Raw genomic sequence first — 24379 nt, 5'->3', positions numbered from 1 at the left:
AAGCCACCAATCTTTTGATAAGTGGCTAATTATTATTTTAATGGGATAGTAGTTGGATCGAATCTGTCATAGTTTGAGCTTAAGGGCTTACACGTACAGTTATTTCCTCATAGTAATAAGTCCCTAGTTTCCATCCGATAATTGTTCTACTGAGTTAATAACAGAATACTTATCGCTCCGTCGTAAACTAATTCTTGTTGCAAAATATTTATTTCTTTTTATTTTATGAAGTAAACAACAAGATCTATTTTATTTGCGCTAATCACATTCCGTTAGTTTTTACTTTAATAACATTAATTCCTTTTTGGGTTAATGCATCATAATATTTATTATCTAAATTATCATCCGTAATAATCGTATCAACAGCACTCAAATCACAAACAACATTAGGACTACGGCGACCAAATTTTGAAGAGTCGGCTAATAAAATTAATTTCGCAGCGGCTTTGCTCATAGCTACACTACCATGATAACTTTCGTTGAAAGTTGTCACACCACCAATTAAATCCACTCCATCGGCTCCCATAAATAACTTATCAAACGTATAAGATTCAAACGCAGCGATAGCTAAAGCATTATTGCTATGAAAAGAAGCTGATTTTCGACGGAATGTACCACCAGTTAAAATAATGGTTTGGTCATTATCATTCGCCACAAGTTCATTAACCATATGTAAACTATTGGTCATAATTGTTAAGTTATTAAACCTTGCTAATATAGGGATCATCTGCGCAACAGTGCTTCCTGCATCAAAAATGATAGAATCTCCCTCATGAATAAGTTTAGCAGCTTCTTCTGCAATGGCCTTTTTTTGTGCCGTATTAATATAGGTTTTATGGTCAATAGCTCTATCTCCAACCTCGCGGTTGAGCATAGCACCGCCATATGTGCGTAAAACTAAACCACTTTCATGTAGTTGTGTTAGATCTTTACGAATTGTTGTACCTGTTGTTTTAAAATGTTCAGCTAACTCTTCAACACTAATTTGCCCATTTTTTTGTAGATACTCCAAAATCGCTGTTTGTCGTTGTTTCACTTTCATTATTAGATCCACCATAACTATTGATATTCATAATAAATTACCTTGCTTTAAAATATATTATTTCATAATGAAAGTGAATCTTTTTCAAAATAAAGGTTTACTAGTTATTATTTTTTAAAGATAAAGCCACAACCAATGCATTTTGACAGGCAGAATCATTAGGAAAAATATTATTAGGAATAATATCAGCAACAGATAGGCCATGCAGTTGAGTAATTGGCTTTGGTAAAGAAAAAACAGTAATACCTTTCATTAATACAGAATCAACAACTACTTGATGTTCATCTAATGAAATTGCAATTAATACTCTTGGTTTAAATCGCATTGTTTTATTACGCCCAATCCCCAAATAAGTTCCTTGTTTCATTGCTAAAAAAGCTCGATTAAAACGATGAATTTGAAGCCAACTAAAAATAATTTGAATGCACCAAGCAATTATAGCAATAACTATTAAAGTAGTCGTCATATGTGTGATTTTTCCAATTAGTTTAAGTTAAAACAAAAAAGTGCGATAAATTTTGGATTAATTTTTCGCACTTTATTTCACCTAAAACATTACTTGTCCGCCTGTAATGTTAATTGATTGCCCTGTGCAATAAGAAGCTTTATCACTTGCATAAAATAGCAATAAATTAAGCACATCTTGATAATCACAACCGCGTTTTAGTGGCACTTTATCAATATAGACTTGTTCAACTTGGCTTTCTGGAATACCAAGTTTTTTTGCATATTGCGGTATTAATGATTGGAACATAGGTGATTTAAGCAAATTACCAAGCATTAACGAGTTAACGGTAATACCATACTCTGCGAGATCTAAGGCTAAAGATTGTGTTAATCCAACACCACCAAATTTGGCAGCACTGTATCCTGAATTATGTTTACTACCAACTTTCCCTGATTTTGAATTAATTTGAATAATTCTACCTTGAGTATTGTATTTGATCATTAATTTAGCAAATTCACGTGCACATAAGAAATAGCCAGTAAGATTAACATTGACGGATAATTGGAAATCACTCAATGCAAAATTGGTTATAGGCGATGCTTTTGCAACGCCGGCACTATACACCATTAAATCGACACGTTTAAATACACTATCAATATCTTGGGTTAATTGAATCACACTTTCTTCGTTTGTAGCATCAACACCAAAACCTTTTGCTGTGCCAATTCCATGTTTTTGATTAATTGCTTCAGCTACTTTATTCGCATTGTCGATATTTAAATCCGCAACAGCAACATAATACCCTGCATCAGCAATACCATTACATAAAAATTCACCTAAGGTTTGCCCCCCACCAATAATTACAGCGACTTGTTTCATTTTTAGACTCCTAATCGATTTAAAATTTTAATTTCATCACCAACAAAAAGTTGATTCGGACATTTCCCATCTAGGTGAACAGTTCCCGGTAACTCAGCCTGATGGTTACCATCAAACTTTAATGTGATGTGTCCTAATTCACGAAAATTAGCATTAGCAACTTCGCCAACTGAAGTAATGAGATAACTTTGATTACCTAATTGAAGTGTTTGTCCAGCCAATAGTTCTAATTGAAAATTATCATGACTATGAATAAAACAATAATCCGCTAAATCTGAGGGAGCACCATCCTTAAATAGGATTAACATACCATCAGCTAAGGCTTCTTGAGCAAACTCTCCAATATGATTGATTCTTGATTGATAAATAGTTTTTAACATTATTTAACCTGCTTAAATATTTATATAGTTTTAAGATATTAGTTCCTAGCAAATAAAAAATAATTATTGATAAATAAAGAATGAAATAGCCCAAGCAAGTAACACTGTGGGTGCACCAGTTAGAAATCGACCAACAAGCACAGAAGGAACTCCAACACGTACCGTATCTTGCTTTGCTTCAGCAAGCGACAAACCAACTGGAATGAAATCGCAAGCAGCTTGAGCATTAATCGCAAAAAGTGCAGGTAATGCTAATTGAGGTGGAATATTACCTAAACCAATTTGTACCCCAACTAATGTACCAATAACTTGTGCGATAACGGCCCCCGGTCCTAAGAATGGTGAAAGTAATGGAAAAGAACAAATTAAGGCTAAGAGAACAAGGCCGATTGGGTTATCTGCTAACGGAACTAAACCGTGAGCTATAAAATTACCCAAACCTGATGCAATAATGATCCCAATAATTGCAGATACAAACGCCATAAATGGCAATATTGTTTTAAGTACAGTATCTATAGTGTCCCGACCCGCCTGAAAAAAGACAGCAACACCAGATCCCATCCCAATACCAATTTTTGCCAATAATCCATCGCTTTGTTCAGTGATTTTTTTGTTAGTATCATATTCTTTATATTCAGATGATGGATTATCTGCTTGTTGTTGTTTATGATCTAATTGAACTTCAGTTATTACATCGTCTTCTTTTTCTATCACTTTAATGTTGTTTGATTTAACAGCAGAAACATAAATGTCTTCAACTATATATTGAGCAAGAGGACCAGATTTACCGGTTGCGTGAATATTGATAGTTGGAATACGATTTTTAGGATAAATACCACATCGTAACGTACCACCACAGTCAATCACAGCAATACCAATTTCATCTTTAGGTGGTTCGCCATCTTTAAAACCGTCAATAGCTTGCCAACCAGTTAGTTCAACTAAGGTATCAACTATTGCAGGACGAGTACCTGCTGCAATATAAACAATCTTTTTTCCTTCAATCACGGGAAGTTCTAATGGACCACCCCAACCTACTTCACCTTTTTCAATTCGAATAAATTTAGCCATTTTTATATTCCTTATTACTGTTATAAATGAACTTTTCTTTCTAATTTAATTCCCATTTTTCTTTCAAAAATAACTGTACAAAAGTCAGTAATCCAACCTCTAAAAAAATTAGTTACTAAACCAACAAGAAAATAGCTCACAGCAAGGGGACCCAGTGGCAAACCTAATTTAGTTAAACCTGCAGCAATACCTAAATACACAAATAGTTCACCGGGGTTAACATGAGGGAATAATCCATTCATTGAATGGCAACTATAAGAAGAAGCAGCATAATAACTTGGTTTGTAAAACTCTGGCATAAAACGCCCTAAACTTAATGTCATTGGATTACAAAAAACAAAAGTACCTATTAATGGCAATAAAAGATATCGAGAAATCGGATTACCTGCACATGCTTGAGCCAAACGCTCAATACGATCTTGCCCAATAAATTTAATTACAGCGTTCATAACAACAAGTAGTGAAATTAACAAAGGCAAAATGCCTGTTACCATCCCAACAAAAACTTTTCCACCTTCTTGAAATAAACCAATAAACCATTCGGCACCAAATGAGATTGCGTCGATCATATTTCCTCCTATTTTGTTAAATTTCGGGGAAATATTATCAATTAAGAAAGAATAAAACTTTTAACCGGATCACAATTCGAAAGTTTTCCTTTTATTATGAAAGAAAATGTTTCAAAAAAACCGACGAGAATAAAAACCATCGGTTACTTAAATAACAATAATAGCCAATAATCATCTATTTTTATTGGACTTTACTATTTAGTTGGCGTAATTTGTATACATAATTACATCGTTATTCTATTTAAGGAGAATATATTATGGCTAAAAGTACTACCTCTACTAAAAGACTACAACAAGCAGCAATTTTATTCCCTACTGACTTAGGTCAAAAAGCATCAAAAGACATTTCTGGCGCAATGAATTCTGTGTTGGCTGATGTATTTGCTTTATATTTAAAAACTAAAAACTTTCATTGGCATGTAAGTGGTCCTCACTTCCGTGATTACCATTTAATGCTAGATGATCATGGTGAAGAGCTATTTGCTATGACAGATCCAATTGCTGAACGTGTGCGTAAATTAGGCGGTACAACATTACGTTCAATTGGTCATATTGCTAAATTACAAAGTATTTCTGATAATGATGCAGATTTTGTCGAACCATCAGATATGCTTGCAGAACTCTGTCAAGATAATGTGAAATTAACAGAACGTATGCGTGTTGCACATGATATTTGTGATAAATATAACGATACAGCAACTGCAAGTTTAATCGAAGAATGGATTGATCAAACAGAAAGACGTGCTTGGTTCTTATTTGAAACTGGACGCAGAATGGACTCATCTGGTCATTAATATTTTCTAATAAAATATTAATAATTACCCATAAGGGGCACATAAGTGCCTCTTATAGTTTAAATATAAGTGAGGATTGAAGATGAGTAAAAAAATTGCAGTATTGGTTGGAAGTTTACGTAAAGATTCTTTTAACTTAAAAGTAGCAAAAGTTTTTCAAAAAATCGCACCACCATCACTTTCATTACAAATAATTCAAATTGGGGATTTACCTTTATATAATGAAGATATTGATACCGATTCCCCTCCACTTTCTTATACTCGTTTTCGCAAAGAAATAGCTGATTGTCAGGGTGTTATTTTTGTTACACCAGAATATAATCGAGGGTTACCTGCAGTCATAAAAAATGCATTAGATGTCGGTTCTCGACCTTACGGTAAGAGTATTTGGTCAAAAAAACCAGCAGCAGTTGTTTCTGTTTCACAAGGTGCAATTGGTGGCTTTGGTGCTAATCATCAATTACGACAGTCTTTAGTTTTCTTAGATATGCCAACACTACAACAACCTGAAGCTTATATTGGTAATGTAAATGCTTCTTTTGATGAGAGCGGTAATATTACAGCCAAAAGTAAAGCGTTTTTAGCCGCTATTATTAATAACTATGCAAGCTGGGTTGAAAAGTTAAGTTAATAACGCTTTATTTTACGATTTACAGTCAATATAATTGGCTGTTTTTTTAACAAGTAAGTTAATTCGTTTTCTCATGCATCTATTTTTACCTAATAGTGAACAAGAATTATTACATCGTGCCCAATTAGTGGCAGGCTATACTTTTGGTGAAATAGCACAATATTTGAATATTCCTATTCCCGCTGATTTAAGCAAACAAAAAGGTTGGGTAGGTAATCTTATCGAAACTTTTTTAGGTGCGAATGCGGGTAGTAAGGCGGAACGTGATTTTGCTAGTTTGGGAATTGAATTAAAAACCATTCCTGTTGATAAGCAAGGTAAGCCATTAGAAACTACTTTTGTGAGTGTTACACCATTAATGGCTAATCATGGCGTTATTTGGGAAACAAGCCACGTTAAATATAAACTATCAAAAGTCCTTTGGATACCCATTGAAGGACAAAGGACGATTCCTTTAATAGAAAGAAAGGTGGGAAATCCTATATTATGGACACCAACCCCAGAACAAGAGCAACAACTTAAGCAAGATTGGCAAGAATTGATGGATATGATAACTCTTGGACAAGTTGAGAAAATTACTGCACGCTACGGTACTTATTTACAAATTAGGCCTAAAGCGGCAAATGGGAAAGCGCTTACTGAGGCAATTGGTGAAAACGGTCAGATTATTTTAACTCGTCCTCGAGGGTTTTATTTAAAAAAAGCATTTACAATGCAAATTTTAAGCTCTGCGGTAAAATATTAATTACTATTTTTTTAGAAATTTAATATTAACTAGCCTGACTTAAATTTAAATCAAAGACTATCAAGCATTAAAATTTTTGAATTCCGTTGATAATTGTAAAGTTGCTTTTTTTTAATTGGTAAGTCTTTGACTTCAGCGGGATTAAAGCCTTTTTCTCTAAACCAATGAATACTTCGTGTTGTTAAAACAAATATTTTTTTAAGCCCGAGTGCTTTTGCTCTTTCAGTTAATTTGTCAATAAGCACATCACCTCGAGATGAGTTGCGATATTCAGGATGAATAGCTACGCAGGCTATTTCACCCATTTGTTCTTCTGAATAAGGGTAAAGAGCGGCACAACCGATTGTCATGTTATCACGTTCAATAATGGTAAATTTATCAATTTCTATTTCTAATTGTTCGCGCGAGCGTTTTACTAAAATACCTTGTTCTTCAAGTGGGCGAATAAGTTCTAAAATTCCCCCGATGTCATTAATCGTCGCAGAACGAATTTGTTCAGAATGTTCCATTGCTACTTGCGTACCAATACCATCTCGTGAAAAGAGTTCTTGTAATAACGAACCATCAACTAAATAACTTACTAAATGACTTCGCCTTACACCGTAGCGGCATACTTTTGATGCTGCACGTAAAAAACGTACTTCACTAGATAAATGTTTACCTTGTTGCTCTTTTTGTTTTACATAATTATCAGCATCTACCGGATAAAGATCGGTAATAACACAACCATGTTCATCTAAAACCCCCTGTTCAGCACAAAAGCCAATTAATTTATCGGCTTTTAAGCGAATAGCAACTTCAGCGGCAACATCTTCTGATATTAAATTAAAACTTTCACCAGTTACAGAAACACCAACAGGGCCTAATAATACAATCGAACCACGATCTAGCTGCTCTGCTATTGCTTCATTGTTTATACGGCGGATTTTTCCTGTATGACAGTAATCAATACCATCATCAACCCCTAAAGGTTGTGCTATAACAAAATTACCGCTGACTACACTAATATGAGCACCTTGTAATGGGGTGTTATTTAAGCACATTGATAAACTTGCAGTAATATTAAGCTGTAATGATCCTGTCACTTGTTTAATTATATCAAGTGTTGTTGCATCAGTAATACGAGTGCTTTTATGGTACCTAGGAGTAATATTATGATTTTTTAAAGACTCGTCGATTTGATTACGAGCGCCATTGACAATAACAAGTTTAATGCCAAGACTATACAGTAAACCGATATCACTAATAATATTTGAATAATTATTACTTTTTAAAACAGCACCCGTAAGTAAAATTACAAATATTTTACCGTGATGTGCATTAATATAAGGAACAGAATGTCTTAAACCATCAACTAACTCAGTTGTACGCTCTTTCATTTTCACAAACACCTTGAGTTGAATATTAATTCATTAATTTCGTATTTTTATTCATTTTAAGCTTTATGGCAAGCTTTTTTTAAAATATCAATAATCTTAATATCCAATATTTGTTAATAGCAAAAACTTAATAGTGATAACAATTTAATTAAAATAATTGGTTTAAAAAAGTTAGAAAACATAATAAAAAAAGAGCATGTTTTTTAACATACTCTTTAATATTAAAGCGTTATTATATTTTTGTTAAATCAATTACCTTTTTAAAACGGTAAAAAACAATTGAACCTAAAATGACACTTGATAAAGCAATAAAAAAATCAAATAAAATAGCGTAACTAACATCTATGATTGCTAGTTTAGGTACAATCTGTGGAATCACAAAAAAGGATAATCCACTTAATGTATACATGCAACCAACTGCAAGTCCTTTGCGAGTTGGAAACATTTGTTGCATGACAACTAATGTTAATTGTAATACTCCACCTGCTGCAAAAAGCCCCATTCCAATTGCCGCAACAAAACACATTGAGGGCGATATATTGAAATAAAAAATAATTAACACTAGTGCAGAAAAAGCAGGAAATATGATGATACAAATTATCGGTTTTAAGAGATGTTTAACAACAAAGGCTGTAATAAATACCGATATGATCGATGCGGCACTATAGTAACTAATCAATTTTCCAGCGTAACTCATACTCATACTAGCGCCTGTCATCGCTATCATAGGGAGCCACTGTAAAATAATGACAAATGTTGCTGTTGTGGTAAACCCCATAATAATCAGTAAAATTCCTTCTAATTCAAATCGAGGTTTATCTTTGAAATAGTTACCAAAACTTTTATTACCTCTAATTACCGTATCTTTATAAGGGAATTTTTGTGGTAATAATAGTAAACCATTAATGGCTAAATAAGCAGTGAAGCCAAGAAATGCCCAACCATACCATATCTCGTTTGTATAAAAGAAAGCAACAATAAAAGGAAGTATTAGTGTACCGATAGAGATAGAAGCTTTGATAAGCACGCTTGCTGAACTTGCAGAGCTAGGAAAGCACTCAGTCAAAGCTGGCATTGACCCTGTATCTAAAAAAGAGTTACCAGCCCCAACAGCAATTGCTAGACAGAAGGCAATATTAATATCAGTACAAAAGGTCATCCCCACAAAGAAAATTGCATAACAGGTCATACCTAGATAAATAAATAACTTTCTCCCGAATTTATCCGATAAAACTCCGCCAAAAAACATTAAACATATTTTACCTATTCCGATACCCGATGCTACATAACCAAGCCCTATTATATCGGTATTTAATTGCTTTGTAAGTGCCAAAGAAAATTGCATAATTACAATTAACGCAATACTTTGAATAATATAGTTTGCATAAATAGAACCAACAATCCTATAACGATTGACCTTTCGATTATCCATTTGTCTTACTCCATATGTAAAACATAATACTTTGTTTTATTAAAAATATAAGTAACAATATTAAATTGTTTTCTAGTGTCAAAAAATACCACTTTTTCAGTGGCGTTTTATAAAAAAATCAAATTAAACTTAAATTATTTCAAGAATTTGAGAAAGAATCAGACTTTCATCTTGGTCAACATTGACTACATGGTGAGCAGCATCATGATACAAAGGTAGTCTTTCAGCCAATACTTTTTCCATCTCATCAATAATTGACAAGCCTGTTAGTGAGGGGCGTTGAGCAACATTAGGGTCTTTCATTAAACGTGCCGCTAAGGTCGCAACAGGTGCCGATAAAAAGATAACTGTACCATTTTGTTTCATAAATTTACGGTTATGCTCAGCTAATACCATTCCGCCACCAGTTGCAATAACACAATTGGGTTTAGTTGTGTCAACAAGCACTTGGCTTTCTCTTGCCCTAAATCCTTCCCAACCTTCTTTTTCAACAATTTCGGCTACTGTTTTTTGAGTTGTTTCAAGTAAGTGCTTGTCAGTATCAATAAAAGAAAACGATAACTTATTAGCTAACATTTTTCCCATCGTTGTTTTACCTGCAGCCCTTGCACCAACCAAAAAAATTGTTTTATTCATATTAGAGGTGTCCTTTCTGATTTACAGAATATGTTAACCATGCTAGTGATTTGTTCTTTTTTTTGCAATATATTTTTCATACATTATTTAATTTGTTGAAAAATAAAATTTTTTATAAAAATGTAATAAAACATATAAAAATATTATCGTAAATATTTATTTACATTAAATTATAGAAAATCCTAAATAACAGTAAAATTAAAACTTTGTTGGTAATGTCAATTAGCAGAGCTTTTCTAAACCACGAAAATAAAGCTCTGTCGCAATCGATTGATGTAATCGCCACTGAATAATATCAAGATCAGTATTTACCTTTTTGAATTCTTCGTATGTCATAAAATAACGAATAGTATTGCTACCAACACGATCATTGATACTATTGATGATAATATTTATCTTTTCGATTCGAAGCTTTTTTAGCTCTTGCATTGCTGTTGCAACAAACTCCGGAATAGATTTAGTGCCGTTTTCCCAATCATGCCAAGTATCAATATCTGTTTTTCCAATATATTTACTGGCTTCTGATACTTTTAACATGAAAAAACGACGGTACGCTTGTAATTCTAAGTTAGTCATAAATATTCCTTATTGTAATTCTCATTGGTTATTCTGTTAATATTGTTAGTTTTTTAGTTCAATTGAATAAAACTCAAATTTAATAATCACAAAATAAATTATCCAAATAACCGAAAATAACTAATTCTAATTTAACTAGCCACAGTTGTTGCCATTGTGGTAATTATTTTTTAGTTAAAGCATCAATTACAGCCTGTTTTGCACGCTCAGAAAGATCCTTTCCAGTCCAAATTTTAAATTGAGCATTGGCTTGACCTATAAACATTTCACGTCCAGAAATAGATTCCCAACCTGCTTGCTCCGCTTCTTGTCTAAAACGTGTATTGTATGGAGTATAAACGATATCATAAGCTACTCCTTTTCCTTTAAACCAAGCTTGGTCGTAAGGAGTTTGATCTTCAAATTTCCCCGTCATGCCTAGTGGTGTTGAGTTAATTATGATTTGAGCTTCAACCTCACTGCGGTCTTCCCATTTAATTATTTTTAAGTTGAATTCATTAGCTAGTATTTGAGCTGACTCATCCACAATATCAGTTACTGTAATATTGGTATAACCAAGATCCTGTAAGCCAACAACGGCTGCACGTGCAGCACCGCCTGCACCAAGTAATAACACTTTGTTATATTCTGCAGGTAGTTTTTTGTTTTTAAGTGGTTCCATAAATCCAACAATATCTGTATTGTCACCACAGAGCTTATCACCACGCCAATACACTAAATTAGCAGCTCCCGCTTTTTTTACATGCTCTGTCACTTCATCTAAATAAGGAATAATCGTTTGCTTATGCGGAATAGTGACACATAAACCTCGAATATTTAATAATCTTACCGATTTAAATAGAGTTGCAATCTCTTGTGGAGGTGTAGCAAAAGGAACTAAAACAGCAGGAATGCCATAGTCTTGGAATGAAGTAGTATGAATGAGAGGGCTCATACTATGTCCTAAAGGATAACCGATAATGCCGTATATACTGTATGGCGTAAATTGGCTCATATAACCTCCATGAAAATTAAAAAATAAAATTTAATAGGTAAAATCTATAATTTAGTATTAAAACATATTTATTATAAAATTAAACCGTTTTTGTATTTAATCAAAATAATTTAAATTAGAAAGTAATTGTTTTAATAATAACAAAATAAAATAAATGTTATCTATTTGTTAATATTCATTTGAGCAATAAAATTATTTTATGCTTAAATAAGATAATGCTTGAGAATTTTCGTATAACAGCGTATACTTCGCTACCTCATTATTGTGGGTGTAATGTGAGAGGTAAACTGCTTCTCAGATAGAACTGCAGTAAACTAAAAGCCTGACGAGGTTAATTCCATTAACATATTACGCCCAGGGCTTAAGCATAGAAATTTCGGAGAATTATTGACATGTCACGAGTATGCCAAGTAACAGGAAAAGGTCCTTTAGTAGGAAATAATCGTTCTCATGCGATGAATGCTACTAAACGTCGTTTTCTACCAAACCTTCAAACTCACCGTTTCTGGATTGAGAGTGAAAAGCGTTTTGTAAAACTACGTGTATCTGCTAAAGGTATGCGTACTATCGATAAAAAGGGTATTGATGCAGTTTTAGCTGAACTTCGTGCCCGTGATGAAAAGTACTAATAAGGAAACCATATCATGGCAAAAGGTGTACGCGAAAAAATTAGATTAGTTTCTTCTGCTGGTACAGGTCATTTTTATACCACTAGCAAAAACAAAAGAACTATGCCTGAAAAAATGGAGATCAAAAAATACGATCCTGTAGTTCGTCAGCATGTAGTTTATAAAGAAGCTAAAATCAAATAGTTTTAAATAAATAAAAAAGCCCAGCTATGCTGGGTTTTTTTATGTTTTTTTAATATGAATATTATTAATTGCTTGCCACAATAACTATTTAAGCAATAAAAAAGCTTCAGTTTTTAGCTGAAGCTTTAGTAAACAAATAATGATTTTATTTTAAATATTGCTGTTCATAAGCTCTTGCTTTATTATCATCAAAAACATGTTCCCAACGAGCAATAACTATTGCAGCTAATGCATTACCTACTACATTAACTACAGTTCTTCCCATATCTAAAATTCGTTCAACCCCCATAATATAACCAATACCTTCAAGAGGAATGCCAACACTACCAAGTGTTGCCGATAGAACTAAAATCGATGCACCAGGAACACCTGCGATACCTTTAGAAGCAATCATCAATGTAATAACAATAATAATTTGATCCAAAATTGTGAGATCAATTTTAAAAAGTTGAGCTAAAAAGATAACAGTTATACTTTGATAAAGTGTCGAACCATCAAGATTAAATGAATATCCCGTTGGAATCACAAAGCTAGTTATTGATTTTGGAGCACCATAAGCTTCCATCTTTTCAATAATCTTCGGTAGCGCTGTTTCTGAACTTGCCGTTGAAAATGCAATGACTAGCTCCTCTTTTAAGATTCTTAGCAATGTAAAAATATTGAAGCGACAAAGTTTGCAAACCAGACCAAGTACCACTAACGTGAAAATGATCATTGCCGAATATACAGTCAAAATTAATTTAAATAAAGGCAATAAAGATTCAAAACCATATTTAGCAACAGTTACAGTGATAAGTGCAAATACACCAATTGGTGCATAACGCATTATCATATTGGTTACTTTAAACATGGTATCTGAAATTACTTTTAAAAAGAAAAGAAACGGTTCACGCTGTTTGTCAGGTAAAGACATTAATCCTAAACCAAAAAAGACACAGAAAAAGATAACTGGTAAAACAGCACCATCCGTCATAGCTTTAAAAATATTTGCAGGAATCATATCGAGAATCATAACAATCAAACCATGTGGTTTTCCGCTTAATTCTTCTGCTGCTTTTGCATATTTACTCACATCAGTTGTTGCAAGTGTAGATGAATCAATACCCGATCCTGGTGAAAAAATATTTCCCCAGCAAAGGCCTAATAAAATAGCAATAGTGGTAATAATCTCAAAATAAAGTATTGTTTTAAAACCTAAAGTTCCCAATCTTTTCGAACCGCCAATACCTGCAATACCTAACGTTAATGTACTGAGTATGATAGGTAATACAATCATTTTAATTAAACGAATAAAAATATCGCCTGCAGGCTGAAAAATATTAACTATCGAAAATTGATAATAAGAATGTAATGGATGAGATGGAACAGAAAGCTCAAATAAATAAGCTCCCATCGCAACACCTAAAACCAAAGCAATTAAAATCTGCCATGCAAGATTTGTTAAAATTTTTTTTGTAAAAAATGCCATCTAATACTATTCCTTTTCGAGGTTATTCTAAATAAAAAAGGATTAGTTAATATCACTAATCCTTTTTTATAATTAAAAATTATTCTTCGGATCCTTGTTCTAAATCACTCCGCTCTTCACTATGAGGTAATAAATCGGATTCACTATCATCCTCTGTTTCAGCTATTCGCTGTAATCCCACAACCTTTTCTGTTTCTGCTGTACGAATAAGCATAACGCCTTGAGTATTACGACCGACAATACTTACTTCTGAAACTCGAGTGCGAACAAGCGTTCCTGCATCTGTAATTAACATGATTTGATCCGTTTCATCAACCTGAACCGCACCAACCACAGCACCATTACGCTCACTTACTTTAATAGAAATAACACCTTTAGTTGCTCGTGATTTTGTTGGATATAATTCTTGCTGTGTACGTTTACCATAACCATTTTGGGTTGCTGTTAATATTGCACCGTTTCCACGAGGTACTATCAGAGATACCACTTTGTCATCACTATCAAGCCTTATACCTCGAACACCCGCAGCAGTTCGTCCCATGCAACGAACTTTATTAGCTGGGAATCGAACAACTTTACCATTTGCTGAGAATAACATAATATCTTCAGTCGTTGAACATTGCGCAACTTCAGCATCTTCAACATCAATGTCTTCGATGACGATATCATCATTCATTTCTTCATCATCAGTCATAGCGGAAGGATCATTACTGGTTAAGTCAACGCCAATTAATTCATCATCATCACGCAAATTAATCGCAATAATGCCACCACTTCGTGGACGACTAAATTCAATTAAAGATGTTTTCTTAACTGTACCTTGTGCTGTTGCCATAAATACACAATGTTCATCATCAAATTCTCGAACTGGTAAAATTGCAGTAATACGTTCGTTTTCTTCTAGTGGTAATAAATTTATTATTGGACGACCACGAGAGCCACGACTAGCTTCAGGTAATTGATAAACTTTCATCCAATATAATCGACCCCGGCTTGAAAAACAAAGAATCGTATCGTGAGTATTAGCCACTAATAATTTTTCAACAAAATCTTCTTCTTTAATTTTAGTTGCAGATTTACCTTTGCCACCACGACGTTGAGCTTCGTAATCAGAAAGAGGCTGATATTTTACATAACCTTGATGAGAAAGAGTAACCACCACATCTTCTTGAGCAATAAGGTCTTCAATATTAATATCTGCACTGCTTGCGGTAATTTCTGTTCGTCTAGCATCTTGGAATTGGTCTCGAACAACCTCAAGCTCTTCACGAATCACTTCCATTAAACGCTCTGAACTTGCCAAAATATGCAATAACTCACCAATTTGAACTAACAACTCTTTGTATTCATCAAGAATTTTTTCATGTTCAAGGCCCGTTAAGCGGTGTAAGCGAAGATCTAAAATCGCTTGAGCTTGTGCTTCTGATAAATAATAATGTCCATCATGAATACCAAACTCTGGCGCTAAATCTTCTGGTCTAGCTGCATCATTACCTGCTTTTTCTAACATAGCTGCAACATTCCCAAGTTGCCAAGCTTGACTCAATAATTTAGTTTTTGCTTCACTAGGCGTTGCTGCAGCACGAATTAGTTCAATGATAGGATCGATATTAGCTAGTGCAATTGCCAAACCTTCTAATACATGAGCACGTTCGCGTGCTTTGCGTAGTTCATAAATAGTTCGACGAGTTACTACTTCACGGCGATGAAGAACAAATGCTTCAATCATCTCACGCAAATTTAACAGTTTAGGTTGACCTTTATGCAAAGCCACCATATTAATGCCAAATGAAACTTGTAATTGAGTTAAAGAAAAAAGGTTATTTAAAACAACTTCACCAACCGCATCGCGTTTTATTTCAATAACAATACGCATACCATCTTTATCAGATTCATCACGTAATGCTGAAATACCTTCCACTTTTTTATCTTTAACTAATTCAGCAATTTTTTCGATTAATTTTTTCTTATTAACTTGATATGGAATTTCGTTAACGATAATCGTTTCACGACCACTATGATCGTCAACTTCAATTGTTGCTCTAGATCGAATATAGATAATACCACGACCAGTGCGATAAGCATTTTCGATGCCCTTTCTACCATTGATTAATGCTGCTGTTGGAAAATCTGGACCGTGAATATATTCCATTAAACCATCAATCGAGATATTTTCATCTGCAATGAAGGCCAAACAACCATTAATAACTTCAGATAGATTATGAGGAGGAATGTTAGTTGCCATACCAACAGCAATTCCTGATGAACCATTGATCAATAAGTTAGGAATTCGCGTTGGTAACACATCAGGAATCATTTCAGATCCATCATAGTTTGGCGAAAAGTCAACAGTTTGTTTATCAAGATCTGTAAGCAATGCTCCTGCAAATTTTTGCATCCGAATTTCGGTATACCGCATTGCGGCTGCCGAGTCACCATCAACAGAGCCAAAATTACCTTGCCCATCAACTAGCATATAACGCAATGAAAATGGTTGAGCCATACGCACAATTGTGTCATAAACAGCAGAATCACCATGCGGATGGTATTTACCAATTACATCCCCAACAACACGTGCCGATTTTCGATAAGGTTTATTCCAATCATACCCTGCTTCATGCATTGCAAATAAAACACGCCTATGCACAGGCTTTAAACCATCTCGCACATCAGGTAATGCTCGACCTACAATGACTGACATTGCATAATCAAGATATGAAGACTTTAGTTCATCTTCAATATTAACGGGAGTTATTTCTTTGGCTAGTTCGGTCATAACACCATGTTCTCTTATTAATTTAAATCATCAAACAGTTCATAATTGTAGCATAAAATAGCTATTAATGCAGAACTAAACTACTTTTATTTCAACTTATTCATTATGGATAAACAATGTATTTTCAATTAATTGGCATAGACAATTTAAAATCATGGCATGCATTTCATAAGCCATCACTTTTTTATAAGATGGGATTCTAATTTCAATATCATTTTGACCTAATAAACCAATTACTTCACCACCATCAAAAGCTGTTAATGCAACAATTTTCATATCTTTAATTACTGCTTCTTGGACGGCTCGAATGATCGAGCGACTATTTCCTTGACACGTAGCTATAATTAAAACATCGCTTTGTTGCCCTAATGCTTGAATTTGACGAGCATAAACTTCTTCATGATTGGCTATCGCACTTAATAAAACATTGTCCGATACTAAAGCTATTGCTGGAATACTTGGTCTTTCGATGTTAATACTAGTGATTAAACGTGAAGTAAAGCTTTGTACATTGGCCGCCGATGAGCCATTACCACAACTCACAATCTTATTGCCATTAAGCAAACTCTCGACAATGATATTTGCGGCCTTTTCGATAGAATAACCAAGTGATTCTGCCATCACGATTTGAGTCTGAATACTTTCAGTAAAATAGTTTTTAATTAAATCTTGCACGTTTTCACCTAAAAATTAAAATGCATTGATAATCCACTTTTGCCTTTTACCTGTAATAGCAAAAACATCAAATCTAAACTCTGTATCTTCAATGTTTAAATTTTGCTCTATCATCCATAGCTGAGCAGCCTGTTTTATCTTATTTTGTTTATTTAATGTTACGGTCATTTCGGCATCACCAAAATTCGCATTTTTTCGATAACGTACTTCAATAAAAACAATACAATCATTATCTAACATAATTAAATCAAGCTCACCAAAGCGAAATTGGCTATTATGAGCAAGAAGTTTGAGACCTTGCTTTAGTAGATATTGGCAAGCAATATTTTCATAATGCTCACCAATTTGTTTTTTATTCGCTCTTAGAATCTGATTTAGCATCACCATAGATATATTGTTGCCAAGAGAGTGAGCGAGTCACTTCACATTGTTCTGTTGAGGATAGTTTACCAGTCATTCCATCTAAAAAATTAGGTTGATATGAATTAAGCTGGTTAAACCGATTAGCAAGTCTCCATGCGTCAATTCCCATTGCATATAGACGCATTAATGAATAATCTTTTTGAACATTACTCGGTATATTTGTATTTACATTATCCTTTTGATTCACAATCATAGGAATTTCTGCATATTCAGTTTTATTCATATCATAGTTAAAATCTTTAGAAGCATTAGCAACATGACTTTTTGAACTTGAATAAAGAATGATAGTTGATGAATTGCCAATAGTTTTATTTGCGCCCATATCAAGCATTGGTTTTATCAATGTCAATTCATCATATGAAGAGTAAACATAAATAGCATCAAACCCAGTAGATAACATTCCCTCTGATAAGCCTTCATTATTCAAAATAGGATTTCCTGTAAGGCTAATACCTACATTCCGATTCATATTGGCGCTTAACGTTGTAGTATTGCCAAAATATTGTACATAAGCTTGTGAATTATTTGCCGATAATTGTGACCACTGTGCAGCAAAACTTTGTGCAACTCGTCTTCCCAAATCTGTTTGGGGGACTAATAGTAGTGGTTTTACTTTATTTTGAGAATAAATATGGTCTGCAGCATCTTTTGCTTCATCCTCAGGAGATAAAGCAAAAAAACACATTTTATTAGCAGAAGCAGCCGTGTTATCAATCTTATTTAAGGCTAAAACAGGAATAGGTGGCGCTAGTTCTTTTATTTTTGCAACTTCATTTTTTAATAAAGGTCCTACAATTAAGTCAACATTCTGTTCCTGTGCTTGTTGAATTAAAGTATCTATAGGCGCACTGGTTGTATCCAATACAATCACATTTTGTTGGGGTTCTTGTGGGAAAAAATTTATAGCATTGATGTAACCTTGGCGAATAGTTTCACCAAATATACGAGAAGAACCGTTTAATGGTAATAATAAAGCAACATTTTTTGCATTAGCATCAACAGAAAGTGTTTTTCCACCAGTTAATATGGAAATAATATCGTTAGCAGGGTGATCTGGATATTGCGTAGCCCAACTGTTGATAGCTTGATTCAATAATTTTTTTTGATTTTCAGATTTTGCAGCAATTGTTTCTGGAGTATCTTCATCTTGTGAAGCGAGTGTTTTAGTATTATTTTGATAAATATAAGCTAATTCAACCCAACCTCTTAATACTATGTCATTTTCATCAACAAAAATTTTACCAAGTTTATCAGATTTCAATTTATGGAAAAAATTCCATATATTGTTTAATAATTGTCTTTTTTGAGCTTCTGATACATATTTTTCTAATTGAAGATAATCATGAGCTTGGGCATTAATATCTTTACTATTTATATCTAGCCCTAATTTTATAGTGTAATAACGGTATAACTGTGAATTAGTAAATTTTTCGAGAGCAAATTGATTAAGGTCAAACTTTTTTCTCTTTTTTACAGCAATTTCTCCCTCTGATAATAACTTCTCTATCTGTTGTTCAGCATCAAGATTAAGAGGCAAATTTGATAATAATACGTTTGCTTGCGAAAATTTATTTTCTTTTATTAAAGCGCGAATAGCTAATAGTTGCCAATTAACTTTAATAGAACCAGTGCTATTATCCGCTTGTGACAAATAATAGTTAGAGTTTTGATGATCATCAAAGACAAGGGACTTGTTTGATTTAAGACTACATCCCACTAAAAATACAAATAATGACATTATTAACACAACACAAAAGGAGCGTTTCAGATTCATACCTATTCCCTTATAAGTTTCTATCCCCAAATTCGTTGTACATGAACGGTGACTTCTTCTCGATCATGATAAAGCTGTTTAGCCTGAATTTGTACATTAATTTTCTTATTATTTAATTCGTTGCTTAGTAATTGTAAACTTTGTTTTACTTCTTCATAACGCTTTTTCATTGGTAATTTAAGATTAAAAATAGTCTCTCTACACCAACCATTAATTAGCCATTTAGCTATTAATTCGGTAACTTTAGTTGGTTTTTCAACCATATCACAAACTAACCAATAAATATTATGCTTTTTAGGAATAAATTTAAAACCATCTTCTCTATAATGTTTGACTTGACCAGTTTCCATTAATTTTTCATTCATCGATCCATTATCAATGGCATAAACCATCATACTTCTTTTTACTAGTTGATAAGTCCATCCCCCTGGACAAGCTCCTAAATCAACAGCATTCAACCCGCCTTTTAATCGCTCATCCCACTCTTCATAAGGGATAAAGATATGAAAAGCTTCTTCTAATTTTAACGTAGAGCGACTCGGAGCATCAAAAGGGAATTTTAGTCGTGGAATTCCCATATAAAAAGGGGAATTATTTTGACTAAATGAATAACCAACATAACAACTATTATTATTGATAAAAAATAAATGAATAACAGGACGAGAAGGATTTTCAATTTTCAATAAAATACGTTTATTTCGTAATGCCTGACGAAGAGGAACCGTAAATTTACGACAGAAACCTGAAAGTGCTTTACCTTCATTAGTATCAGCAACTTCAACTCGTAAATCACCCGCTTTATCTATACATCCAGATAATGCATTAGTAATAGGAGATATACGATCATTTGTTGGTAAATTAACTAATAAGTCACCAGAAACAAACATTTGTCGTGCAAAAATAAGTGTCCGAAAAGACAAATCCTTTATTAGTAATTGAGCATCATCATCTTGATAACATTCAAAAATAACATAACTGCTGTGTTCTTTTACTTTAGCAAAACCATATATTTCTTTTTTCGCAGCTCTATCTGTAATTTCCGCCGCACACTCTTTTTCAAATCCAGGACGACAATATAAAATAATTTTATTTAGTTTTTGCATATTGTAATTTTTTGCTCTTTTAACTGATATTATAAAAAACCGTATTAATCAGATTGTACACTATCAGAATATAAAGGGGCATCTCCTTTCGGGCGAGTTTTGAATCGACGATGTAACCACATATATTGTTCAGGTGCTTTTAAAATTTCTTGTTCAATGATTTTATTCATGAACGTTGCCGCTAAAACATCATCTTCTACAGGAAACCCTTCAACTCTAGGAGAAATATAAACAATATAGCGGCCACTTTTTTCCCGTTTAGGTGTAAATGGGATAATAGCAGGATGACCTAACTTAACTAATATACGCGTACCTACTGTTGTCGCAGCTTTTTCGACTGAAAATAGTGGAGCAAAAACACTATTTTTATGACCATAATCATGATCGGGGGCATACCAAAGCAATTCACCATTTTTTAATGCTCGAATCATACCTTTTGTGTTATGACGTTCCAACATATATTTGTTTGATTTTAAACGACCTTTAAGTTGAATATAATCCATAACAGGATTATCATTCGGTCTATACACCCCCACACCAGGATGACTCATTCCCAAAATACGTGCGCCTAATTCTAATGTTAAAAAATGGATACCGATAAGTAAAACACCTTGACCTGACTGTTGCGCCTTTGTTATATAATTATCACCAATAATAGATGTATGACGCGCTAAACGTTTATCTGACCAAAACCAAGCCATACCAGTTTCAAAAATAGCTAACCCAGTAGAAATAAAATTCTCACGTAACATCTGATCACGTTCTTGTTGTGTTTTTTCAGGGAAACAGAGTTTAAGATTTTGTCTCGCTGTCTCTTTACGTTTACCAATTAACTTCATCGAGAGTAATCCTAACCCTCTTCCCAATTGATAAATAATTGGGTATGGCAATAAAACAATTAAATATAAAACACCAATACCAAGCCACGTTAACCAATAACGGGGATATAATAAATTTTTAGTAAAAATAGGGCGAATTTCTTGATTTTGACTCATATTAAGATCAAATATTATTAATAATACAGTTATTTATTATATACTATATCTTGTTTTTCGGGAGCATAAAAATAAACAAAGCTTAAGGCGTCATATCATTATTCAGTTGTAATATTTGTTATCAAATTATACTTAAGTTAAGTCATCGTTAATAATTAAAACTATTAGCTATGTTCAATTTTCAAAATTACCTATTTTTATGCTGAGACAAATATTTTTCTGAAACTTTTTGACAAAAAATCAAACAGCAACAGGCGCCTTGATTGCGGGATGGGGATCATAACCAACAATTTCAAAATCCTCAAACCTATAATCAAAAATTGTTAGAGGTTTACGTTTAATAGTTAATTTTGGCAAAACTCTTGGTGCACGACTTAATTGCAAATGGGCTTGTTCTATATGATTAGAATAAAGGTGTGTATCACCACCAGTCCACACAAAATCACCTACATCCAGTTCACATTGTTGTGCAACCATATGAACTAACAATGAATAGCTGGCGATATTAAATGGTAGCCCTAAAAACACGTCACAAGAACGCTGATAAAGCTGACAAGAAAGTTTACCGTTTGCAACATAAAATTGGAAAAAAGCATGGCATGGTGCTAATGCCATTTGTTCTAATTCTCCAACATTCCAAGCAGAAACAATCATACGTCTAGAATCAGGATCATTTTTAATTTGATCAATTAATTGTGAAATTTGATCTATTTGACGACCATCGGTAGTCCCCCATGTACGCCATTGTTTCCCATAAATAGGCCCTAAGTCACCGTTGGCATCAGCCCATTCATCCCAAATTGTTACTTTGTTATCTTTTAAATACTGGATATTAGTATCGCCTTTTAGAAACCAAAGTAACTCATGGATAATTGAACGTAAATGACATTTTTTAGTTGTGACAAGAGGAAAACCTTCTTGTAAATTAAATCTCATTTGATGCCCAAAAATAGATAGCGTTCCAGTACCCGTTCTATCTGACTTAGGCACGCCTTCATCTAAAATTTTTTGCATTAACGCTAAATATTGTTTCATCGTATTTTCGCCTTATTATTAAATCTATACGCAAACAAAATAATTAAAATACCACCAATAATCATTGGCAGACATAATATTTGCCCCATACTAATAACATTTAAAAATAAACCTAACTGTTCATCTGGTTGTCTAAAAAACTCTATAACAAATCTAAATAAACCATAACAAAGCAAAAATAATCCAGATACTGAGCCAGTAGGTCTTGGTTTTCGGATAAAAATATTCAAAATAATAAATAGTACAATTCCTTCAAACATCATTTCATAAAGCTGTGAAGGATGTCGTGGCAAAATGCCATTGAGCTGAGAGTAAAGTGAAAACCATTCAGGATGAGATTGAACAAACATAAAATCGGCATGTGATGATGTTGGAAATAGCATACCAATAGGCAAATTAGTTACTCTTCCCCAAAGTTCTCCATTAATAAAATTACCAAGTCGTCCAAACATTAAGCCAATTGGAACGAGTGAAGCAACAAAATCACCTACTTGCATAAAAGTTTTCTTTGTCTTTTTGGCAAAAATAGCAATAACAAAAATAGAGCCAATCAAGCCTCCATGGAAAGACATGCCACCTTCCCAAACTTTAAATAAAATTACAGGATCTTTTATAAATGAATCAAAATTATAGAAGAAAACGTAACCTAACCTACCTCCAATAAAAAGGCCTAAAAATCCCCAAAATAACAAATTTTCAACCTGTTGTAATGTCCACTTGCTATTTGGTTTATTTGCCCGGCGTTTAGCCAAATAAAGGGCTCCAAGTACACCAAATAAATACATTGCACCATACCAATGGAGCGATATAGGGCCAATAGAAAAAGCTATTGGATCGATTTGAGGAAATTGCAAATATTGATTCATTTTTTTATACGCTTTTTATTTTTACGTTTATGAGCAAAGAAATTAAATCGTTTCTTTTTAGGAATATTGGTAATAGGTACATCTATTTCAATTTGAATTGAAAAAACAATACAAGAGAACTCCTTCATTGCTTTCCTATATACATCTCTTTTAAAAGAAATAACTTGCCGAATAGGATACCAATAGTTAACCCACTTCCAATCATCAAACTCAGGAGTTGACGACATATTAAGATTAATTACAGATACATCAGATATTAATTCTAATAAGAACCACTTTTGTTTTTGCCCAATACAAACAGGTTGATTTTCCCAACGAATCATTCTTTTCGGTAATTTGTATCGTAACCAACCATTAGTAACAGATAAAATTTTTACATCTTTTGATGATAAACCTACTTCTTCGTTTAATTCGCGAAACATTGCCTGCTCAGGCGTTTCGTTTTGTTTTATTCCGCCCTGAGGAAATTGCCAAGAATTTTGCCCATAACGACGAGCCCAAAGTACCTGACCATACCTGTTACAAATAACTATTCCTACATTTGGACGGTAGCCATCATTGTCAATCACTGACTACCTCAAAAATTTATTTTTATATAGCTAAATTGTTTCATACATAAAGCAATAAATAAATAAAAAAATAGTACTAATAGAATAAATACGCCTTTTCTGTGTATTTTTCACACTAATCAATATTTATCATAATATTAATCATCATAGCTTACTTCTTCGTTATTTCTCTAAATAAAAATCCCAAAAGCAAAAAAGCCCAGCATTACTGCTGGGCTCATCTATTTAAAAGTCTGGCGGCACCCTACTCTCACATGGGTAATACCCACACTACCATCGGCACTACGGCGTTTCACTTCTGAGTTCG

Annotated in this window: 26 protein-coding genes; 5 read left to right on the top strand and 21 right to left on the bottom strand. The window is 33.4% G+C overall.

The window, feature by feature from the left end; all coding sequences use genetic code 11:
- Nucleotides 1-262: 262 nt before the first annotated feature.
- The 6 genes from srlR to srlA form a co-directional block, all read right to left on the bottom strand.
- Nucleotides 263-1042: a glucitol operon DNA-binding transcriptional repressor SrlR gene (gene srlR, locus GQ594_RS00130; RefSeq protein ID WP_160412252.1), complete on the bottom strand. Its 780-nt coding sequence runs from the start codon at nucleotides 1040-1042 to the stop codon at nucleotides 263-265.
- Nucleotides 1043-1142: 100 nt separating this feature from the next.
- Nucleotides 1143-1508, bottom strand: a complete 366-nt coding sequence (gene gutM, locus GQ594_RS00125) for a transcriptional regulator GutM (RefSeq protein ID WP_160412250.1) — start codon at nucleotides 1506-1508, stop codon at nucleotides 1143-1145.
- Nucleotides 1509-1589: 81 nt separating this feature from the next.
- Nucleotides 1590-2369, bottom strand: coding sequence for a sorbitol-6-phosphate dehydrogenase (gene srlD / locus GQ594_RS00120; protein WP_160412248.1), 780 nt, complete (start codon nucleotides 2367-2369; stop codon nucleotides 1590-1592).
- Nucleotides 2370-2371: 2 nt separating this feature from the next.
- Complete coding sequence (locus GQ594_RS00115; RefSeq protein WP_160412246.1) at nucleotides 2372-2749, bottom strand: PTS glucitol/sorbitol transporter subunit IIA; 378 nt, start codon at nucleotides 2747-2749, stop codon at nucleotides 2372-2374.
- Nucleotides 2750-2812: 63 nt separating this feature from the next.
- On the bottom strand, nucleotides 2813-3820 hold the full coding sequence (gene srlE / locus GQ594_RS00110) for a PTS glucitol/sorbitol transporter subunit IIB (protein ID WP_160412244.1): 1008 nt from the start codon (nucleotides 3818-3820) through the stop codon (nucleotides 2813-2815).
- A 20-nt stretch (nucleotides 3821-3840) separates the two neighbouring features.
- Nucleotides 3841-4389 (bottom strand): PTS glucitol/sorbitol transporter subunit IIC, encoded by a 549-nt coding sequence (srlA, locus tag GQ594_RS00105; protein WP_160412243.1) that lies wholly within the window; start codon nucleotides 4387-4389, stop codon nucleotides 3841-3843.
- 257 nt (nucleotides 4390-4646) lie between these two features.
- Here srlA and GQ594_RS00100 point away from each other — a divergent pair, with 257 nt between their 5' ends.
- From GQ594_RS00100 to mutH, 3 genes are all read left to right on the top strand, one after another.
- Nucleotides 4647-5183, top strand: a complete 537-nt coding sequence (locus GQ594_RS00100) for a Dps family protein (protein WP_160400488.1) — start codon at nucleotides 4647-4649, stop codon at nucleotides 5181-5183.
- A gap of 82 nt (nucleotides 5184-5265) precedes the next feature.
- Complete coding sequence (locus GQ594_RS00095) at nucleotides 5266-5814, top strand: NADPH-dependent FMN reductase (RefSeq protein WP_160400487.1); 549 nt, start codon at nucleotides 5266-5268, stop codon at nucleotides 5812-5814.
- Between the two features lie 73 nt (nucleotides 5815-5887).
- Nucleotides 5888-6559: a DNA mismatch repair endonuclease MutH gene (gene mutH, locus GQ594_RS00090; RefSeq protein ID WP_160400486.1), complete on the top strand. Its 672-nt coding sequence runs from the start codon at nucleotides 5888-5890 to the stop codon at nucleotides 6557-6559.
- A 50-nt stretch (nucleotides 6560-6609) separates the two neighbouring features.
- Here the strand turns inward: mutH and argA are convergent, their stop codons facing one another.
- The 5 genes from argA to aroE all read right to left on the bottom strand — a co-directional run bounded on the left by argA (nucleotide 6610) and on the right by aroE (nucleotide 11576).
- Nucleotides 6610-7938 (bottom strand): amino-acid N-acetyltransferase, encoded by a 1329-nt coding sequence (gene argA, locus GQ594_RS00085; RefSeq protein WP_160400485.1) that lies wholly within the window; start codon nucleotides 7936-7938, stop codon nucleotides 6610-6612.
- Nucleotides 7939-8170: 232 nt separating this feature from the next.
- Complete coding sequence (locus tag GQ594_RS00080; RefSeq protein ID WP_160412242.1) at nucleotides 8171-9370, bottom strand: MFS transporter; 1200 nt, start codon at nucleotides 9368-9370, stop codon at nucleotides 8171-8173.
- 129 nt (nucleotides 9371-9499) lie between these two features.
- Nucleotides 9500-10006 carry a shikimate kinase AroL gene (gene aroL, locus GQ594_RS00075; RefSeq protein ID WP_160400483.1) on the bottom strand — a complete coding sequence of 169 codons (507 nt, stop codon included), beginning with the start codon at nucleotides 10004-10006 and terminating at the stop codon, nucleotides 9500-9502.
- Nucleotides 10007-10228: 222 nt separating this feature from the next.
- A complete protein-coding gene (locus tag GQ594_RS00070) occupies nucleotides 10229-10582 on the bottom strand; it encodes an Aca2/YdiL-like domain-containing protein (RefSeq protein WP_160400482.1) in 354 nt (117 codons plus the stop codon).
- Between the two features lie 163 nt (nucleotides 10583-10745).
- Nucleotides 10746-11576 (bottom strand): shikimate dehydrogenase, encoded by an 831-nt coding sequence (aroE, locus tag GQ594_RS00065; protein WP_160400481.1) that lies wholly within the window; start codon nucleotides 11574-11576, stop codon nucleotides 10746-10748.
- Nucleotides 11577-11968: 392 nt separating this feature from the next.
- Between aroE and rpmB the strand changes: the two genes are divergently transcribed.
- Nucleotides 11969-12205, top strand: a complete 237-nt coding sequence (gene rpmB, locus GQ594_RS00060) for a 50S ribosomal protein L28 (protein ID WP_160412240.1) — start codon at nucleotides 11969-11971, stop codon at nucleotides 12203-12205.
- Nucleotides 12206-12220: 15 nt separating this feature from the next.
- Nucleotides 12221-12388 (top strand): 50S ribosomal protein L33, encoded by a 168-nt coding sequence (gene rpmG, locus GQ594_RS00055; RefSeq protein ID WP_034884348.1) that lies wholly within the window; start codon nucleotides 12221-12223, stop codon nucleotides 12386-12388.
- A 145-nt stretch (nucleotides 12389-12533) separates the two neighbouring features.
- Here the strand turns inward: rpmG and gltP are convergent, their stop codons facing one another.
- From gltP to rppH, 10 genes are all read right to left on the bottom strand, one after another.
- Nucleotides 12534-13856 carry a glutamate/aspartate:proton symporter GltP gene (gltP, locus tag GQ594_RS00050; RefSeq protein ID WP_160400480.1) on the bottom strand — a complete coding sequence of 441 codons (1323 nt, stop codon included), beginning with the start codon at nucleotides 13854-13856 and terminating at the stop codon, nucleotides 12534-12536.
- A gap of 79 nt (nucleotides 13857-13935) precedes the next feature.
- A complete protein-coding gene (gyrA, locus tag GQ594_RS00045) occupies nucleotides 13936-16632 on the bottom strand; it encodes a DNA topoisomerase (ATP-hydrolyzing) subunit A (protein ID WP_160412238.1) in 2697 nt (898 codons plus the stop codon).
- A gap of 96 nt (nucleotides 16633-16728) precedes the next feature.
- A complete protein-coding gene (locus tag GQ594_RS00040; protein ID WP_160400478.1) occupies nucleotides 16729-17307 on the bottom strand; it encodes an SIS domain-containing protein in 579 nt (192 codons plus the stop codon).
- A 15-nt stretch (nucleotides 17308-17322) separates the two neighbouring features.
- The gene (locus tag GQ594_RS00035) at nucleotides 17323-17688 is read right to left on the bottom strand and encodes a YraN family protein (protein ID WP_160400477.1); all 366 of its coding nucleotides are present in this window, start codon (nucleotides 17686-17688) and stop codon (nucleotides 17323-17325) included.
- Entirely contained in the window at nucleotides 17660-19504 is a 1845-nt protein-coding gene (locus tag GQ594_RS00030) for a penicillin-binding protein activator (RefSeq protein ID WP_160412236.1), read from the bottom strand. The genes GQ594_RS00035 and GQ594_RS00030 overlap by 29 nt, the downstream gene beginning before the upstream one ends.
- A 20-nt stretch (nucleotides 19505-19524) precedes the next feature.
- Nucleotides 19525-20607, bottom strand: coding sequence for a 23S rRNA (cytidine(2498)-2'-O)-methyltransferase RlmM (gene rlmM, locus GQ594_RS00025; protein WP_160412234.1), 1083 nt, complete (start codon nucleotides 20605-20607; stop codon nucleotides 19525-19527).
- Between the two features lie 44 nt (nucleotides 20608-20651).
- The gene (gene lpxL, locus GQ594_RS00020) at nucleotides 20652-21602 is read right to left on the bottom strand and encodes an LpxL/LpxP family Kdo(2)-lipid IV(A) lauroyl/palmitoleoyl acyltransferase (RefSeq protein ID WP_160412233.1); all 951 of its coding nucleotides are present in this window, start codon (nucleotides 21600-21602) and stop codon (nucleotides 20652-20654) included.
- 240 nt (nucleotides 21603-21842) lie between these two features.
- Nucleotides 21843-22637, bottom strand: coding sequence for a thymidylate synthase (thyA, locus tag GQ594_RS00015; protein WP_160400473.1), 795 nt, complete (start codon nucleotides 22635-22637; stop codon nucleotides 21843-21845).
- Nucleotides 22634-23503: a prolipoprotein diacylglyceryl transferase gene (lgt, locus tag GQ594_RS00010; RefSeq protein ID WP_160412231.1), complete on the bottom strand. Its 870-nt coding sequence runs from the start codon at nucleotides 23501-23503 to the stop codon at nucleotides 22634-22636. Before lgt ends, thyA begins: the two co-directional genes overlap by 4 nt.
- Entirely contained in the window at nucleotides 23500-24072 is a 573-nt protein-coding gene (rppH, locus tag GQ594_RS00005; protein ID WP_160400471.1) for an RNA pyrophosphohydrolase, read from the bottom strand. Before rppH ends, lgt begins: the two co-directional genes overlap by 4 nt.
- Between the last annotated feature and the right edge of the window lie 307 nt (nucleotides 24073-24379).

The sequence above is a fragment of the Gilliamella sp. Pra-s52 genome, from assembly GCF_009795805.1.
Taxonomy (GTDB): Bacteria; Pseudomonadota; Gammaproteobacteria; order Enterobacterales; family Orbaceae; genus Gilliamella.
The sequence above is the reverse complement of the archived record's forward strand: the minus strand, read 5'-3'. Positions and strand labels throughout refer to the sequence as shown.